The organism is Nocardia sp. NPDC057440, assembly GCF_042802915.1.
Lineage (GTDB): Bacteria > Actinomycetota > Actinomycetes > Mycobacteriales > Mycobacteriaceae > Nocardia.
In genome coordinates this window covers 42134-61130 of record NZ_JBHVDF010000006.1, presented here as the reverse complement: position 1 = coordinate 61130, position 18997 = coordinate 42134, and the positions used below count along the sequence as shown (strand labels likewise).

Here is an 18997-nt window from a genome sequence, read left to right as displayed (position 1 = left end):
CCGATTGATGACCAAGCCCGATGACAATACTCAGAAGCTGGCTCAGGCCCTCCGTGTCTCGCTCAAGGAGACCGAGCGGTTGCGTGCCCGCAACCGCAAGCTCGAATCGTCTCTTCGTGAGCCGATTGCGATCGTGGGTATGGCGTGCCGGTATCCGGGTGGGGTGGGTTCGCCGGAGGAGCTGTGGAACCTGGTTTCGGCGGGTACCGACGCGACGTCGGAGTTCCCGGCGAATCGCGGCTGGGACACCGAACGCTTGTATGACCCGACCGGTGAGAGGCCGAACTCCGCGTATACGCGTGAGGGCGGTTTCCTGCATGCCGCAGGGGAGTTCGATCCGGCGTTCTTCAATATCAGTCCGAATGAGGCCGCGTTGATGGATCCGCAGCAGTTTCTGCTGTTGGAGACTTCGTGGGAGGCGTTCGAGCGGGCGGGTGTCGATCCGGGTTCGTTGAAGGGCAGCCGGACCGGTGTGTGGGTCGGCATGATGTATCACGACTATCCGGCCAACGCGAATACGGGATCTATTGCTTCGGGCCGGGTTTCGTACGTATTCGGGCTGGAAGGCCCATCGGTCACGGTGGATACGGCGTGCTCGTCGTCGCTGGTGGCCATGCATTCGGCTGCGGCGGCGTTGCGGTCGGGTGAGTGTGATCTGGCGTTGGCCGGTGGTGTGGCGGTGATGGCGACCCCGGAGACGCTGGTGGAGTTCAGCCGGCAGCGGGGTTTGTCGGCGGACGGCCGGTGTAAGTCCTTCGCGGATGCGGCCGATGGTGTCGGTTGGTCCGAGGGCGCCGGAATGTTGGTGTTGGAGCGGTTGTCCGACGCCCGTCGCAACGGTCATGATGTGCTTGCGGTGCTGACCGGTTCGGCGGTGAATCAGGATGGTGCGTCGAATGGCTTGACGGCGCCGAACGGGCCGTCGCAGCGTCGGGTGATTCGCCAGGCGCTGGCGAATGCAGGGGTTTCGTCGGTCGATGTCGATGTGGTGGAGGCGCACGGCACGGGTACGACTCTGGGTGATCCGATCGAGGCTCAGGCACTGCTGGCCACTTACGGGCAAGAGCGTGATGCAGATCGTCCGCTGTGGCTCGGATCGTTGAAGTCCAACATCGGTCACGCTCAGGCGGCGGCGGGTGTCGGTGGTGTGATCAAGATGGTCATGGCGATGCGCCATGGCATGCTGCCGCGGACGCTGCACGTTGATCGGCCCAGCACCAAGGTGGATTGGTCCGAGGGGCATGTCCGGTTGTTGACCGAACCCGTGGTGTGGCCGGAGGTGGATCGGCCGCGTCGTGCGGGTGTGTCGTCGTTCGGTATCAGTGGCACGAACGCGCACGTCATCATCGAACAGGCCCCGGCGGCCGAACCGGCGGTGGACCAGGCGCCGGTATCTCGGACCGGGCCGGCGGGTGGGTTGCTGCCTTGGGCGGTCTCGGCGCGTAGTAGCGAGGCGCTGGCCGCGCAGGCCGTCCGTTTGGTGTCTCATGTCGCCGATCGGGACCTGGATCCGGCGGATGTCGGCTTCTCGCTGGCGTCCACGCGTGCGGTGTTCGACCATCGTGCGGTTGTCCTGGACGAGGACCGTGCGGGTCTGCTGGCAGGCGTGCGGGCGCTGAGCCACGCCGAAACCACGCCGGGCGTGATGACCGGCCAGGTGGTGCCGGGTACAACCGGTCTGGTGTTTTCCGGTCAGGGTGCGCAATGGTCCGGCATGGCCGCCGAGCTGCGTGCGGCAAATCCGGTGTTCGCCGAGGCTTTCGACGGGATCGTCGCACAGCTGGATCCGCGGTTGGGGCAGCCGGTTTCGCTGAGTGTGGCGTTGGCGGACGGTGACTTGGTCGATCGGACGGTGTTCGCGCAGGCGGGGTTGTTCGCGTTCGAGGTGGCGTTGTTCCGCCTGCTCGAATCCTGGGGCGTACGAACGGATGTGGTGGCCGGTCATTCGATCGGTGAGATCGCCGCCGCGCAGGTGGCCGGGGTGATGTCCCTCGAGGATGCGTGTGTGCTGGTGGCCGCGCGTGGCCGGTTGATGCAGGCGCTGCCTGCTGGCGGCGCGATGGTCGCTGTCGGTGCCTCGGAGGCGGACGTGACGCCGCTGCTGGTCGATGGGGTGTCGATCGCGGCGGTGAACGGTCCGTCGTCGGTGGTGCTCTCCGGTGTCGAGGACGCGGTCGCCGCCGTTGTCGGGGTGTGCACCGAGCGTGGTTGGCGGACGCACCGATTGCGTGTCTCACACGCTTTCCACTCCGCACTGATGGAGCCGATGCTGGCCGAGTTCGGTTCGGCGATAGCGGGTTTGGCGTTCGGTCGGCCAAGTATCCCGTTGGTGTCGACGGTGACCGGTGCCCGGATCACCGATGAGATGACTGTTCCGTCGTATTGGGTGGGTCAGGTCCAGGACACCGTCCGGTTCGCCGATGCCGTTGCCACGATGGCGAGTCTGGGTGTGTCCCGGTTCGCCGAGGTCGGGCCCGATGCGGTGCTGAGCCCGATGGTCGCCCAATCTCTCGGCGACGAGGCTGCTGCGGTGGTGGCGTTGGCGCGTCGTGATCGTGCCGGCGCGTCCGCGGTGTTGGGTGGGGTGGCCGGACTGTTCGTGGCCGGCGCCGAGGTGAATTGGGCCGCTCTCCATGCCGGAGGCCAGCGCATCGATCTGCCCACCTATGCCTTCCAGCATCAGCGCTTCTGGCTGGATCCCATGGAGGCACTGGCCCTGTCGTGGCTGGGAGCCGAACTGGGCGGCGTCAGCTCGGTCGGGCTGGATGTGGCGGCGCATCCGCTGCTGGGCGCGGTTGTGCCGCACCCGGATTCGGGCGGCGTCAGCTTCACCGGCCGGTGGAGCGTCGACTCCGTCGAATGGCTGGCCGATCACAGCGTGCTCGGTACCGTATTGCTGCCGGGCACCGGATTCGTCGAGCTGGCCAGCTATGTCGGCGGTGTGCTCGGTTGTGCCGTACTCGACGAGTTGGTCCTGCGGGCTCCGTTGACCGTGCCGGCCGAGGGCAGCGTCGCGGTGCAGGTCGTGGTGACTGCGGCCGACGAGTCCGGTTGTCGTCGGTTGAGCGTGCATTCGCGGCAGGCCGCCGAGGGGCCGTGGTTGCTGCACGCCGAAGGTGTTCTGGCGCCGGATGAGGTGGTGGCCGATTTCGATCTCGCCGCGTGGCCGCCGGCGGGTGCCCAGCCCCTGGACATCGACGGCGTCTATGACGAGCTACTCGATATCGGGTACGGCTACGGCCCGTTCTTCCAGGGTTTGCAGGCGGCGTGGCGGCGTGGTGACGAGTTGTTCGCCGAGGTCGCGCTGCCCGATCCACAGGACGGCAAGGGATTCGGCATCCATCCGGCGCTGTTCGACGCGGCGCTGCACGCCGGGATCGTGCACGGTCTTCGCGGCGGCGTCGAGGGTTTCCCGGCCCTGCCGTTCACCTGGAACCGGGTGGTGCTGCATGCGGCCGGTGCGAGCGCCGTGCGGGTTCGCATCGTGGTGGAGGGCACCCGGTTCGCGCTCCAGCTGGCCGACGAGCAGGGCCGGCCGGTGATGTCGGTGGGGGCCTTGGTTTCTCGGCCGGTGTCGGCCGATCGCCTGCAGTCGGATCAGGTGGGTGACGCCCTCTTCGGCGTGGAGTGGGTCGCTGCCGCGCCGTCGGCGGAGAGCGTCGAGCAGGGCCGGGTGGCGGTACTGAATGGTGATCTCGCGGCGCTGATCACCGAGTTGGACGCGGCCCGGGATCCGGCTGTTCCGGAGATCGTGTTGTGGGAAATCCCTGTGCACGACGGTGCGCCGCCGGAGGCCGCACGCCGGAGCGCGATCGGTGTGCTCGACACTCTGCGCGGCTGGCTGGCCGAACCGCGTTTCGCCGGTTCACGTTTGGTGGTGCTGACCAGACGTGCGGTGGCCGTTGCCGACTCGGAGCAGGTCGATCTGGGCCAAGCGCCGGTGTGGGGCCTGCTGCGTGCCGCGCAGGCCGAACACCCGGGCCGATTCCAGCTGCTCGACCTGGATCCGGACGAGCAGGATCAGCAGCGTGACGCGCTCGCTATCGCCGCTGTGGCCGTGGCCGCTGCGCTGGAACCCGAGGCTGCGCTGCGCGGTGCGACCCTGCTCGTGCCGCGGTTGCGTCGTCACGCGCCCGGCTCGAACGTTCGGCTGTCCGAGCGGGGCACCGTGCTGGTGACCGGTGGTACGGGTGGTTTGGGTGGGGTGATCGCCCGGCACTTGGTGGCCGAACACGGTGTGCGCCAGCTGCTTCTGACGTCTCGGCGTGGCCCGGATGCTCCGGGTGCCGCGGATCTGCGTGCGGAGCTGACCGAGTTGGGTGCGCAGGTGACCATTGTCGCGTGTGATGTGTCGGATCGGTCTGCGCTGGCGGCGTTGCTCGAGGGTATTTCGGTTGAGCATCCGCTGGTGGGCGTGGTGCACGCGGCCGGATCAGCGGACAACGGTCTGATCGAGTCGATGACGGCCGAGCGGGTCGATTATGTGTTCGGGCCCAAGGTCGATGCGGCGTGGCATCTGCACGAGCTGACTCGCGATGCCTCGCTGTCGTTGTTCGTCTTGGTGTCTTCGGCAGGCGGATTGGTGCTGGCCGCCGGTCAAGCGAACTACGCCGCCGCGAACGTCTTCCTCGATGCTCTCGCCGCGCAACGTCACAGCCTGGGTTTGCCGGCGACCGCCATCGACTACGGGTTGTGGGCGCGATCGACCGGGCTCGGTGTCGAGCTGTCCGAGGCCGACTTCGATCTGATGCGCCGACAGGGTTTTCCGCCGATTTCCGAGACCGAGGGTCTGGCGCTTTTCGATGCGGCCATTGCCACTGATACCGCCCAGCTGGTGGCGTTGCGGGTCGATCCTGCGGTGCTCCGGACTCGGGGCGAGCTGATCCCGGCCCTGGTCCGTGCGCTCGCACCGACCCCCGTGCGCCGCACCAACCGAAGCGCGGCAGGCCAGGCTTTCGCCCGGAAGCTGGCCGGCTTGTCGGATCCGGACCGTGCGCGCGCTCTGCTCGACCTCGTCCGATCGGTGGCCGCCGAGACCCTCGGGCATGCGTCCACGGATGCTGTTGAGCCGCAACAGGCTTTCCAGCAGCTCGGTTTCGATTCGTTGAGCGCGGTCGAATTCCGTAACAAGCTGAATGCCGCGACGGGTCTGCAACTGCCGGCGACGCTGGTCTTCGACTACCCGAACGCGCAGGTTGTCGCCGACTTCATCGCTTCCCAACTCTCCGGCACGAGCCAGGATGTCGCGGTCACTGCCAGTAGGGCGGCCGGCGACGATCCGATTGCGGTGGTGGCGATGAGCTGTCGCTACCCGGGTGGTGTCGCTTCTCCCGAAGACCTGTGGAGTCTGGTTGCCGAAGGCATGGAGGCCACGGGTGATCTGCCCGCGGACCGTGGCTGGGATATCGAGGGCATCTACGATCCGGAACCCGGCAAGGCGGGCAAGGCCTACACCCGTCAGGGTGGGTTCCTGTACTCCGCGGCCGATTTCGACGCGGATTTCTTCGGGATCAGTCCCAACGAAGCTTTGGTGATGGATCCGCAGCAGCGGATGCTGCTGGAGATCTCGTGGGAGGCGCTGGAGCGCGCCGGTGTGGATCCGGCGGTGCTGCGCGGTAGTTCGACCGGTGTCTTCACCGGCGTGATGTACCACGACTACGCGCTGGGCGCCGGTACCGGCAACAGCGTCGCCGGCAGCCTGGTCTCCGGTCGCATCGCCTACACGCTGGGCTTGGAGGGCCCGGCCGTGTCGGTGGATACGGCGTGCTCGTCGTCTTTGGTGGCCATGCATTTGGCGGCGCAGTCGCTGCGGTCGGGGGAGTGCGATCTGGCGTTGGCCGGTGGTGTGGCGGTGATGTCCACCCCGGAGATGCTTGTCGAGTTCAGCCGGCAGCGGGGTTTGTCGCCGGACGGTCGGTGTAGGTCGTTCTCCGATGCGGCCGATGGTGTCGGGTGGTCCGAGGGTGCCGGAATGTTGGTGTTGGAGCGGTTGTCGGACGCCCGTCGCAACGGTCATGATGTGCTTGCGGTGATTGCTGGTTCGGCGGTGAATCAGGATGGCGCGTCGAATGGTTTCTCCGCGCCGAATGGTCCGTCGCAGCGGCGGGTGATCCGTCAGGCGTTGGCCAATGCCGGTGTGTCTGCGACCGAGGTGGACGTGGTCGAGGCGCACGGCACGGGTACGACCTTGGGTGATCCGATTGAAGCCCAAGCCCTTTTGGCTACGTACGGGCAGGGTCGTGCGGCGGATCGGCCGCTGTGGTTGGGGTCGTTGAAGTCGAATATCGGTCATGCCCAAGCCGCTGCTGGCGTCGGTGGCGTGATCAAGATGGTCATGGCGATGCGCCACGGACTGCTGCCGAAGACGCTGCACGTCGATCGGCCCAGCACGAAAGTTGATTGGTCCGAGGGCCATGCCCGCCTGCTGACCGAACCGGTGGCGTGGCCCGACGTGGACCGGCCGCGTCGTGCGGGTGTCTCCTCGTTCGGCCTCAGCGGCACGAACGCTCATCTCATCATCGAACAGGCGCCCGCGGCGGACCCGGCTCCGGTGGTCAAAACCCTTCCGGCGGGCGGGGTGTTGCCGTGGGTGGTCTCGGCGCGGAGCGGCGAGGCACTGGCCGAGCAGGCCCGGCGGCTGGCTTCCTATGTCGGTGAACACGATTCGATCGACATCGGATTCTCGCTCGCCGCCTCGCGAGTGGTGTTCGAGCATCGGGCCGTGGCGTTCTCGCCCGAGGACGACGCCCTGCGGGCCGGTATCCAGGCGCTCGGACGCGGCGAAACGATTCCGGGTGTGGTGACCGGCCGCGTGGTGGCGGGTTCGACGGGTGTGGTGTTCTCGGGTCAGGGTGCGCAGTGGGCCGGTATGGCGGCCGAGTTGCGTGCGGCGTATCCGGTGTTCGCCGAGGTTTTCGACGCGATCGTCGCCGAGTTGGATCCGCTATTGGGACAGTCGGTTTCGCTGGGTACGGCGTTGGCGAGCGGTGAGCTGGTGGATCGGACGGTGTTCGCGCAGGCGGGGTTGTTCGCGTTCGAGGTGGCGTTGTTCCGGTTGCTCGAATCCTGGGGAGTCCGGGGCGATGTGGTGGCCGGTCATTCGATCGGTGAGGTCGCTGCTGCGCATGTGGCCGGTGTGTTGTCGCTGTCGGATGCGTGTGTGTTGGTGGCTGCGCGTGGCCGGTTGATGCAGGCGCTGCCTGCTGGCGGCGCGATGGTCGCTGTCGGTGCCTCGGAGGGGGACGTGACGCCGCTGCTGGTCGATGGGGTGTCGGTCGCGGCGGTGAACGGTCCGTCGTCGGTGGTGCTCTCCGGTGTCGAGGCCGATGTCGTTGCTACCGCTGAGGCTTGTGCCGAGCGTGGTTGGCGGACGCACCGATTGCGTGTCTCACACGCTTTCCACTCCGCACTGATGGAGCCGATGCTGGCCGAGTTCGGTTCGGCGATAGCGGGTTTGACCTTCGGCCGACCCGGCATCCCGTTGGTGTCGACAGTGACGGGTGCCCGGATCACCGACGAGATGTCGGATCCGGCGTATTGGGTCGGCCAGGTCCGCGACACCGTCCGGTTCGCCGACGCGGTCGTCGCGATGGCAGATCTGGGTGTGTCCCGGTTTGCCGAGGTCGGCCCCGATGCGGTGCTGACCCCGATGATCGCGCAGACTCTCGACGACGAGGCCGCTGTAGTGGTGGCGTTGGCGCGTCGTGACCGTGCCGATGCGTCCACGGTGGCGGGTGGGATCGCCGCATTGTTCGTGGCCGGTGCCGAGGTGAATTGGGCCGGTTTCTACGCCGGGACGGGGGCACGGCGAATCGATCTGCCCACCTATGCCTTCCAGCACCGGCGGTATTGGATACCCGAAGGTTCCGCCGGCAAGGGTGACGCCCGGTCGATGGGGCTCGTCGCGACCGGTCACCCGCTGGTGTCGGCGGTGGTGTCGCAACCGGATTCCGATGTGGTCGCCGTCAGCGGCAGATTGTCGGTGCAGACGCAGCCCTGGTTGGCCGACCACCGGGTCATGGACACCGTGTTGTTCCCCGGCACCGGTCTCGTCGAACTCGCACTGCACGCCGGTGAGCGGGTGGGCTGTTCGAGCCTGGACGAGCTGATTCTGCGTGCCCCGCTGGTGTTGCCGGAGTCCGGTGGTGTCGCGGTGCAGGTCGTGATCGGCGGTGCGGACGAGGGGCGTCGTGGGGTGCGGATATTCTCCCGCCCCGACGACGATGCGGATTCGGTGGCGTCGTGGACTTTGCATGCCGAAGGCGTCCTCGTGCCGGGAGCCGACGGCGCACCGGCGGACCTGGCGCAGTGGCCGCCCGCCGACGCCGCCGCGGTCCCGGTCGAGGACCTCTACGACTCTCTCGATGCGCAGGGCTATCACTACGGTCCGGTTTTCCAGGCGCTGCGAGCGGTGTGGCGCGGATCGGACGGGCTCTATGCCGAGGTCTCATTGCCCGAGCAGGCGCGAGGCGACGCGGGGCGGTTCGGTGTGCATCCGGCGTTGCTGGATGCGGCGTTGCACGCCTTGCGTTTTGCTGATGACACCGGGGCGCGGGAAACCGGGCTGGCGTTGCCGTTCGAGTGGTCGGGTGTGACGGTGCATGCGGCAGGAGCCGATGCGTTGCGGGTCCGGCTGACCCGTATCGGTGAGCGTGGGGTTGCGCTGGATCTGGCGGATTCGACCGGTGCCGCGGTGGCGACGGTGCGGCACTTGGCGTCCCGGCCGATCGATCCCGCACAGCTCACCGCGGGCACTCCGATTTCTCGTACCGCTGTGTTCGATGTGAGCTGGGCGCCGATCTCGGTGACCGAGGGCGACGTCGCCGTGGTGGCCTGGGCGGATCTCGGTGACGTGGGTGAGCAGGTCCCGCAGGTGGTGGTGCTGGACTGCCCGGCGGGCAATGATCCCACCGCCGTTCGTGCCGTTACCCATGGTGTGTTGCAGGTGCTGCAGTCCTGGTTCGCCGAACCTCGGTTCGGCGAGTCGGTGCTGGTGGTTCGTACCGGCGGCGCGGTGTCGGTGGCCGGAGAGGACATTGCGAATCTGGCCGGTGCCGCGGTAGGCGGTCTGGTTCGTTCGGCACAGGCCGAGGGCGTCGGACGGATCGTGTTGGTGGATACCGATTCCGAGCTCGACGGTCTGCTGGGCGGGATTCTGGCGTCAGAGGAACCGCAGGTGGCCGTGCGTGATGGGCAGGTGTACAGAGCGCGACTCGGGCGAGTCGTCTCGCCCGCCGCCGCGGCGACCGGTTCCTTCGATCCGGACGACACTGTCCTGATCACCGGCGCAGGCGGCTACCTCGGTGGGCTGTTGGCCCGGCACCTGGTGAACGCCCATGGCGTGCGCCGTCTGCTGTTGCTCAGCAGACGCGGTGAATCCGGCCCCGGCGCAACAGCGCTGCGAGAAGAGTTGCGGCAGATCGGTGCCGAGGTCGAGTTCGTCGGATGCGATGTCGCCGACCGCGGCGCGCTGGCCGCGGTGCTGGCCACTATTCCTGCCGCACAACCGCTTACGGGCGTCTTCCACCTCGCCGGTGTGCTCGATGATGGCGCGATCGCCTCGCTGAGTCCGGAGCGGATGGACGCGGTGCTGGCCCCGAAGATCGACGCCGCGCTGCATCTGCACGAGCTGACCGCCGACCTGCCTGTGAAGGCGTTCGTGCTGTTCAGCTCGGTCGCCGGTGCGTTCGGTAGCCCCGGCCAGGGCAACTACGCCGCGGCCAACGCCTGCCTCGACGCGCTGGCCGCGCACCGCAGGGCATCCGGGCTGCCCGGTATATCTCTGGCCTGGGGTCTGTGGAGCACCGACGGGGGTATGGCCACGGAGCTCGGCGATGTCGACCGGCGCCGGATGTCCCGGTCGGGCCTGCTGCCGCTGTCGGCGGACCAGGGTCTGGCACTGTTCGACGCCGCGACGGGAATGGACACGGCGGCCCTCATCCTCGCCCGGGTCGATCTGGATGCCATGCGCTCTGCGGGATTCGCCGCGCCCGCACTGTTTTCCACACTCATCCCGCAGCGCCGCAGAGCAGTCTCCGGTGCGTCCGCGGCGTTGCGTGCTCGGCTGTCGAGCACTCCCGACAGCGAGCGTTTCGACGTGCTGCTGGAGATCGTGCGCGGTCAGATCGCCACCGTCCTCGGCCACGAGAACACGAACGCGGTGGCAGCGGACCGGGCCTTCAACGAGCTGGGCTTCGATTCGATCTCCGCTGTCGAATTCCGCAATGCGCTGAAGGCCGCCACCGGTCTCCCGCTGCCCGCGACCTTGGTATTCGACTATCCCACGCCCCAGGCTTTGGCGCGGTATCTGGCCGACGAGTTCGCCGGGACGAGCCGCGATGTCGAGGTCACCGCCGTCAGGGCTGTCGACGGCGACCCGATCGCCGTGGTCGGTATGGCCTGCCGTTACCCCGGAGGGGTGACGTCCCCGGATGAACTCTGGGAACTCGTGCGGACCGGCCGGGACGCGGTATCGACGTTCCCGGTCGACCGCGGTTGGGACCTCAACGGCATCTACGATCCGGAACCCGGCCGCGCGGGTAGGTCCTACACTCGAGAGGGCGGATTCCTGCACACGGCCGCCGATTTCGACGCGGACTTCTTCGGGATCAGTCCCAACGAAGCCGTGATGACAGATCCGCAGCAGCGGCAACTACTGGAAACCACGTGGGAGGCGTTGGAGCGCGCCGGTGTGGATCCGGCGGTGCTGCGCGGCAGTTCGACCGGTGTCTTCACCGGCGTCATGTACCACGACTACGCCCAGGGGACCGGTAACAGCGCGGCAGGCAGCCTGGTGTCCGGTCGCATCGCCTACACCCTCGGGTTGGAGGGCCCGGCCGTGTCGGTGGATACGGCGTGCTCGTCGTCGTTGGTGACAATGCATTTGGCGGCGCAGTCGCTGCGGTCGGGGGAGTGCGATCTGGCCTTGGCCGGTGGCGTGACGGTGATGGCGACTCCGGAAACTCTGGTGGAGTTCAGCAGGCAGCGGGGTTTGTCGCCCGATGGTCGGTGTAAGTCCTTCGCGGATGCGGCCGATGGTGTCGGCTGGTCCGAGGGTGCCGGGATATTGGTGCTGGAGCGGCTGTCGGATGCTCGCCGCAATGGTCATAACGTGCTTGCGGTGATTGCTGGTTCGGCGGTGAATCAAGATGGCGCGTCGAATGGTCTGACCGCGCCGAACGGTCCCTCGCAGCGGCGGGTGATTCGCCAAGCGCTGGCGAATGCGGGGGTTTCGCCGGTCGATGTCGATGTGGTCGAGGCGCACGGCACGGGTACGACTCTGGGCGATCCGATCGAGGCCCAAGCCCTTTTGGCTACGTACGGGCAAGAGCGGGATGCGGATCGGCCTTTGTGGCTCGGATCGCTGAAGTCGAATATCGGTCATGCTCAGGCAGCGGCTGGTGTCGGTGGTGTCATCAAGATGGTCATGGCGATGCGCCACGGACTGTTGCCGAAGACGCTGCATGTCGATGCGCCCAGCACCAAAGTTGATTGGTCCGAAGGGCACATCCGTTTGCTGACCGAGTCGGTGGCCTGGCCGGAGGTGGATCGGCCGCGTCGTGCGGGTGTGTCGTCGTTCGGTATCAGCGGCACGAATGCGCACGTCATCATCGAACAGGCCCCGGTGCCGACGGTGGAGCCGGAGCCCGCGGTCAAGTCCGCGCCCGCGGGCGGGTTGCTGCCATGGGCGGTCTCGGCCCGCAGTGCCGAGGCTCTCACCGCTCAGGCCGTCCGCCTGGCATCGCATGTGGGCGAACACGATCCGATCGATATCGGCTTCTCGCTGGCATCGACGCGCGGTGTCTTCGAACATCGTGCTGTTGTGGTGGCCGGCGACAGTGACGAGCTGCTGGCAGGTGTCCAGACCTTGGCGGCCGGTGTGGCGGCACCCGGTGTGTTGACCGGCCGTGTGCTGGCGGGTTCGACGGGTGTGGTGTTCTCGGGTCAGGGTGCCCAGTGGGCCGGCATGGCCACCGAGCTGTGCGCGGCCTTCCCGGTCTTCGGCAATCACTTCGATGCGATCGTCGCCGAGTTGGATCCGCTGCTGGAACAGTCGGTTTCGCTGGGCACGGCGTTGGCGAGCGATGATCTGGTCGACCGGACCGTGTTCGCGCAGGCGGGTCTGTTCGCGTTCGAGGTGGCGTTGTTCCGCCTGCTCGAATCCTGGGGCGTACGAACGGATGTGGTGGCCGGTCATTCGATCGGTGAGGTCGCTGCCGCGCAGGTGGCCGGTGTGTTGTCGCTGTCGGATGCGTGTGTGTTGGTGGCCGCGCGTGGCCGGTTGATGCAGGCGCTGCCTGCTGGCGGCGCGATGGTCGCTGTCGGTGCCTCGGAGGCGGACGTGACTCCGCTGCTGGTCGATGGAGTGTCGATAGCGGCGGTGAACGGTCCGTCGTCGGTGGTGCTCTCGGGTGTCGAAGCCGCTGTCGGAGCTGTCACCGACGCTTGTGCCGAAAGTGGTTGGCGGACACACCGATTGCGAGTTTCGCATGCTTTCCATTCGGCCTCGATGGAGCCGATGCTGGCCGAATTCGGCACGGCGATCGAAGGTTTGACGTTCGCGCGCCCGAGTACCCCGCTGGTGTCGACGGTGACCGGCGCCCGGGTCGCCGACGAGATGTCGGATCCGGCGTACTGGGTCGGTCAGGTCCGGGACACGGTGCGGTTCGCCGATGCCGTTGCGGCAATGACGGATCTGGGTGTGGCCAGGTTCGCCGAGGTCGGCCCCGACGCGGTGCTGACCCCGATGATCGCCCAAACCCTGGACACCGCGCCGACTATCGCGCTGTGCAAACGAAACGCGGCGGACTCCGAGACCGTGCTGACCGGCCTCGCCCGACTGCACGTCTCGGGTGCGACGGTGGATTGGACGAGCTACTACACCGGCACCGGCGGCACGCGGATCGACCTGCCGACCTACGGCTTCCGGCACCGCCGCTTCTGGTCCACCGGCCCGCTGCACACCGGCGAGGCGCACGCACTCGGCCTGCGGTCCACCGACCACCCGATGCTGGGCGCCCTGGTGGCACAGCCGGAGAGCGGCGGCGTCCGATTCACCGGCCGCCTGTCCACGAGCACCCATCCCTGGCTGGCCGATCACGACGTGCTCGGCACGGTGCTGCTGCCGGGCACCGGATTCGTCGAACTGGCCGCCCACGCCGGCGACCAGGTCGAATGCCCGGAGCTTGCGGAACTCACCCTGCTGGCGCCACTGGTGTTCCAGGGGCAGGGCGGCGTCGACATCCAAGTGATCCTCGGCGACAGCGACGACGCCGGTCGCCGGCGGCTCGACATCTACTCCCGGCGGGACGACGACGATCCGTCGGCGCCGTGGACGCACCACGCGGAGGGCGCCGTGCGCCCGAGCCCGGAAACCGCGGCGGCGGACGGCTGGACGGACTTCGCGCAGTGGCCACCGGCCGGTGCCACGAATATCGAGCTGGCCGGCGCCTACGACGTACTCGCCGACCACGGCTACAACTACGGGTCCGCCTTCCGTGGACTGGAAGCCCTGTGGCGACGCGGTGAGGACCTCTTCGCCGAGGTCGCGCTGCCCGAGCCGACCGCTACCCAGGGCTACGGCATACATCCGGCGCTCTTGGACGCGGCCATGCACGCGCTGTCCTTCGGCCTCCCGCAGGGCGTGGACGAGCAGGCCGAGCGGCCGACCCTGGTGCCGTTCGTCTGGTCGTCGGTGCGGGTGCACGCCGACGGGGCCCGGCGGGTGCGGGTTCGATTGTCCTGGCTGAACCAGGGCGAGATCGCCCTGGCCATGGCCGATTCCGGTGGGGCGCCACTGTTGTCCGTCGGGTCGCTCGCGCTGCGCCCGATGTCGCTCGAACTGCTTTCGGCCGCAACCCGATCCGCGCCGGACGGGCGGTACGAGCTCAACTGGCGGCCCGGTCCTGAACTGCGCTCGGGAGGTTCGTGGGCCGAGTGGGGGTCGTCTGCGTCGGCCTCGGTCGTCCTGTTCCGCCCACCGGTCGACGGCGACGACGTGCCAGCCCGGTTGCGCACCGCGCTGCACCGCACGCTCAGTGTCGTCCAGGAGTTCCTGCGCGAGGACCGCTACGCGGCAAGCGCTTTGGCTGTGGTCACCGACGCTGCGGCCGGCCCGGCCACGGCTGCGGTGTGGGGCCTGGTGCGCGCGGCGCAGGCGGAGCATCCCGGGCGGATCGTGCTCGTCGAGGCCGCCGCCGAGACCACCCCGGATCACCTTGCCGCCGCGGCGATGTCGGGTGAACCGGAACTGGCCGTCCGGGCCGACGGGACACGGGTGCCGCGGCTCGTGCGGGCCGCGTTGCCCGAGTCGGACCCGCGGGCACCCTGGGATCCGGAACGGACGGTACTGATCACCGGCGGCACCGGCGGCATCGGTCGTCACCTTGCCAGGCACCTGGTGAGCGAGCACGGTGTGCGGCACCTGCTGCTGGCCGGCCGCCGCGGACCGGATGCCGCCGCGGATCTCATCGCGGAATTGACCGACCTCGGTGCCCGGGTGCGCGTGGCCGCCTGCGACGTCGCGGACCGAAATGCGTTGCGCGAATTGATCGCTTCGGTTCCGGCCGAGTATCCGCTGGGTGCGGTCGTGCACGTGGCGGGCGTCGCCCACAACGGGATGGTCGAGACCCTGACGCCGGAGCAGATCGACTACTCCCTCGGGGCCAAGGCCGACGCGGCGTGGCATCTGCACGAGCTCACCCGGGCCGCCGGGCTGTCAGCCTTCGTGCTGATCTCCTCGGTGGCGGGGTCCATCCTGCCCGCCGGCCAGGGCGGATACGCGGCGGCCAACGTGTTCCTCGACGCGCTCGCCACCCACCGGCACGCCCAAGGTTTGCCGGCCACCGCGCTCGCCTACGGTCTGTGGGATATCGAAACGGGCCTGTCGCAGTGGCTCAGCGAGGCCGACCGACAGCGGATGCGCCGCCAGGGTCTGCCGCCGCTGGCCGCGCACAAGGCACTCGAATTGTTCGATGCCGCAGTCGCTTCGGAGACTCCGGCGAGCATCCTGACCGAGATCGATCTGCCCGCGCTGCGGGCTCGGGACGCGGTGCCCACACTGCTGCGTGACCTGGCCAAGCGTGCCGGGCGGCGGCAGAGCGCCGGGGCCAAGGACGCGGGCGCACTGCGCAGGCAGCTGGCCCAGCTCCCGGAGTCCGAGCAGGAAGAGTGGCTCCGCAAGCACATTCTCGAGACCGCGGCCAGGCTGCTGGGTCATGAGAGCGTCGATGCTCTCGACCCGGAGCGGGATTTCCTCGAATCGGGGTTCGACTCACTGGCGGCCATGGAGCTGCGGACCACGCTCAACGCGTCCACCGGTCTGACGCTGCCGACGGCTGCGATCTTCGACCACAAGACGCCGGCGGCGCTGGCTCGATACCTGCGGACGGAGCTCACCGCGACCGCGCGACGCGGCGATGCGCCGGCCGGCGAGGACGACTCGCTGTACGGGATGTTCCGACGCGCGGTGGAGAGCGGCCGGTTCGTCCAGGCCTTCGACCTGTTGCGGGTGACGGCGGAGCTGCGCGAACAGTTCACCGCCGCGCCGGAACCGGACCGGCTGCCGGTGCCGACGCGACTCGCCGCGGGACCCGCGCTGCCGCGGTTCATCTGCCTCACACCGCCATTGGCGACCGGCGGCGCGCATCAGTACGCCCGGATCGCCTCGCACCTGGGCACCTCCCGGGACATCGTGGCGGTGTCGCCCATCGGCTGCCGGACAGGTGAACCGTTGCCGGCGACGCCGACAGCGGCCTTGGAAGCCATAGCGTGCAGCGTCCTCGAGGCGGCGCAGGGAGAACCGTTCGTGCTGCTCGGATACTCCTCGGGCGGCCTGCTGGCCTACCTCGTCACCGAGTACCTGGAAGGGGCGGGCGGCCAGGCGCCCGCCGGCGTGGTCATGCTGGACACCTACAAGGTGCACGATGACGGCGAATGGTTGCTTCGGGCGATGGCTGGACACATGGTGTCGGAGGAGGCCACGTTCGGTCGCTTCGACCAGGCCCGGCTGACCGGCATGGGCCGGTATGTGCAGCTCCTCCAGGAGATGGTGCCCGGCTCCGTCACCACGCCGACGTTGTTCATCCAGTGCGCCCAGACCTTTTTGGGGAGCTCATCGGATCGCGTGGACTGGCAGGCCGAACCGTGGGATTCGACGCATACCGTTGTTTCGGTACAGGCTGACCACTTCACGATCCTGGAGGACGGCTCAGCGGATGTCGCCGAAGCGATCGAGGGCTGGCTCGAGAGCTAGGAACAACGACCGGGTGGGCGACTTGCTCACCCGGTCGTTCCGGCCTAGCTCGACAGCGCTCGAGCGCAATGATCGCGGATCAGCCGGCCTATCGGTTCGCAATTCGAATCGATGAAGAAATGACCGCCTGGAAATGATTTCGCACAGAAGCTTCCAGCGGTGTGCGAGCCCCATACCTCGATTTCCGCGAGACTCGCATCGGGGTCACGATCGCCGACAATCGCGACGATAGGGCTACTGACCGTCGCGTCCGTACCGCACTCGTAGGTCTCGATGGCCCGGTAGTCGTTCCTGACGATCGACAGGATCAGCTCTCGAAACTCGGGATCCTCGAGCAACGCCCGTGGTGTACCGCCGAACCGCAGGAGATGCTCACCGAGTTCTCGATCGCTCAGCAGGTGCATTCGCAGCTCAGGGAGTGGCGCAGAAGGCGCGCGGCGACCGGAGGCGAACAGGACCCTTGCGGTCGCTCCCGATTCGTGCTCGAGCCGCCTGCCTGCCTCGAAAGCTACGACAGATCCCATACTGTGCCCGAACAAGGAGAAATCCTGGGCACTCCCGACCGCTTCTATCAGCTCGGGCAGCAGGCCATCGACGAGGTCGGAGATATTCCCCACGAGCGGTTCACGTCTTCTATCCTGTCGCCCCGGATACTGAACAGCGAGAACCTCATATTCTGTCCCCACGCATTCGGCCAATGGCCCGAAGGATATGGCGGAGCCGCCCGCGTGCGGAAAACAGACCAATTTATGAGAGCCATCCCTCGGCGCGGGGGACAGGCGACGTAGCCAGCTATTACCCATAGGGTGGAGCCTTTCGTTACGGCGAGCTAGAGGCTCGATGGCGTGTGCTCGAGCCGCACCACCGCGCTCCAAGGCTTCCACGAATTTTCGGGCGGCTTGCGAGGATCCGGCTGTGGCAAGAGCGTGAACGGCTTCATGAACCAGGGCAGCCGGTTGAACCGGTGCGCCGCCGAGGCCAGATTTTCCACCTGGTCGGCCGTCCAGCCGAGGTCGGCGAAGAAGCCGAGCGGATCGACCGGACCGAACTGCCAGGGGGCGTTGGCCAGCAGCTCGGCAGTGGCCTTACCCATTCGCTTCACAATCGCCTGGTTATTGACATCCAGTGCCCACCAAGCGATTTCAGGACGGGCCAGCGCGGCGGCCAAGCCGGCGACATCGCCGTCGCTGAGGTAGTAGACCAGACCCTCGGTGAGCACAAGCGCCCGCTGCGCACCCGCGAGGGCCTCGTCCAGGAATTGCTGCCGCGCCTCGGGATCAGCGAGATCCACCGCCGTGCGGGTGAGCGCGCAGCGCGGCGACTCCCCGTCCAGCAGCGTGTTCTTCTCGGCGACCAATTCGGGAAGATCGGCCTCTATCCAAGGGAGTTCGGAGGGCAGCTCCAGTCGGTACGGGCGGGTATCCATACCCGCGGCCATATTGACCACCAGATCGCAGCCCTGCGCGATGGTCTTCAGGATCAAGTCGTCGATGAGTTTGGTCCGGGTGACGAGGTTCCAGCCATTGAGCATCAAGCGCGGTGTCTGGGCGGCTATGGCGCGGCCCCGCTCCCCGGCGGCTCGGTCGGCGAGGGGATCGTGGAAAAGGGCATCGGGGCGGGCGGATTCGACGGCGCGGAAGGCGGCCACCCAGCGCGCGGTGTCGGAAACGTTCGTTATGAGTTCAGCGGTCTCGGCCACCAGTGCAGTCTCGCACAGCAAACGAAACCGGGCTCACCGCGGGCACAACGCGACGTACTGTGTATTTTTCGCATGGCACAGGGGGTTTATGAACGCACGGCACGCGGCCGGGTGGGCAGCCGAGCACGGGTTGCCGCGATCGGGGTTGCGCGCGCTGCACCGCTCGGGCGACCCGCCGATACCGGGTCTTCGGCCGGCCCCTGCCGCAATCGGCGCGGCGCTCGGCCGGCAATAGCCCGGTGTCGTCAGGCATGCGACACCGCCCGAGCCCGGCCCGGTCCCACGCACGCGCGAATCGACTCGATGACGAGGAGGCCGGAGGGTCGGAACGTGTCGCGCGGTGTTTCGATCCATTGCCTGATGGCTCCGGATTGGATAGTCGGCGACGGCAACGCCACGGTGCCTCCGTCGCGGATGACAGATACGTTGTGGCGGAACAGATCAGCGAAGAGCGGCACATCGTCGGGTACATCGGGTCGGATCAAGAAGGTCCACCGGTTCGACCGGGGATGCGACAGGATCGGACCGATGGCGGCTCCGCGTCGGCCCATGTCGTGTCTGACCGACTGGCCCAGTGGTGCGGGCATCGTCAGTGCCCAGACGTGTGTGGCTTTCATGACGATGCGCCCCAGGCTCGGCGGATCGATGGTCGCGGGCAGATCGCATGCCCGCCGATAGAAGAGGCAACGGGATACCGGAGAATCCCCGAACGGTATGTGGTCCATCGGGTTTGGCCTTTGCTCAGTTCGACAGGGGGGTTAGGTGTGCCTGGTGCCACGGACTCGATAGCCCAGCCCCAGGGTTGATCCGGTTGCGATGGGTGGGCCTTCCCGCTTGCGCAGCTCCACCATCGAACTCCGCTGAAGGGGGCAGCGCCGCGGCGCAGGCCGGTGCGCGCCGGGCGTGGCCCCCCGCCCCCCCGCCCGCGCGGGCGGGGCGCGGGGCCCGGGGCCGCCGCCCCCCGCCCACCCCCCCCACACCGCCCCCCCCCCGACCCGCCCGGGGCGCGGGCGCCGAGCGCACCCCCCCCCCCACGCCCCCCACAC

Annotated in this window: 3 protein-coding genes; 1 reads left to right on the top strand and 2 read right to left on the bottom strand. The window is 68.0% G+C overall.

The annotated features are described in order from the left end of the window. The first annotated feature begins 7 nt into the window (after window positions 1-7). Window positions 8-16252, top strand: a complete 16245-nt coding sequence (locus ACFU4Z_RS13880; protein WP_379062670.1) for an SDR family NAD(P)-dependent oxidoreductase — start codon at window positions 8-10, stop codon at window positions 16250-16252. 44 nt (window positions 16253-16296) lie between these two features. Here ACFU4Z_RS13880 and ACFU4Z_RS13875 read toward each other — a convergent pair whose 3' ends face one another. Further along, the gene (locus tag ACFU4Z_RS13875; protein ID WP_379062668.1) at window positions 16297-17055 is read right to left on the bottom strand and encodes a thioesterase II family protein; all 759 of its coding nucleotides are present in this window, start codon (window positions 17053-17055) and stop codon (window positions 16297-16299) included. Between the two features lie 26 nt (window positions 17056-17081). After that, complete coding sequence (locus tag ACFU4Z_RS13870; protein WP_379062666.1) at window positions 17082-17951, bottom strand: class I SAM-dependent methyltransferase; 870 nt, start codon at window positions 17949-17951, stop codon at window positions 17082-17084. Window positions 17952-18997 lie beyond the last annotated feature (1046 nt).

Coding starts and splice junctions, on each gene's coding strand:
- ACFU4Z_RS13875 (WP_379062668.1), bottom strand. CDS start 17,055: ATGGGTAATAGCTGGCTACGTCGCCTGTCCCCCGCGCCGAGGGATGGC.
- ACFU4Z_RS13880 (WP_379062670.1), top strand. CDS start 8: ATGACCAAGCCCGATGACAATACTCAGAAGCTGGCTCAGGCCCTCCGT.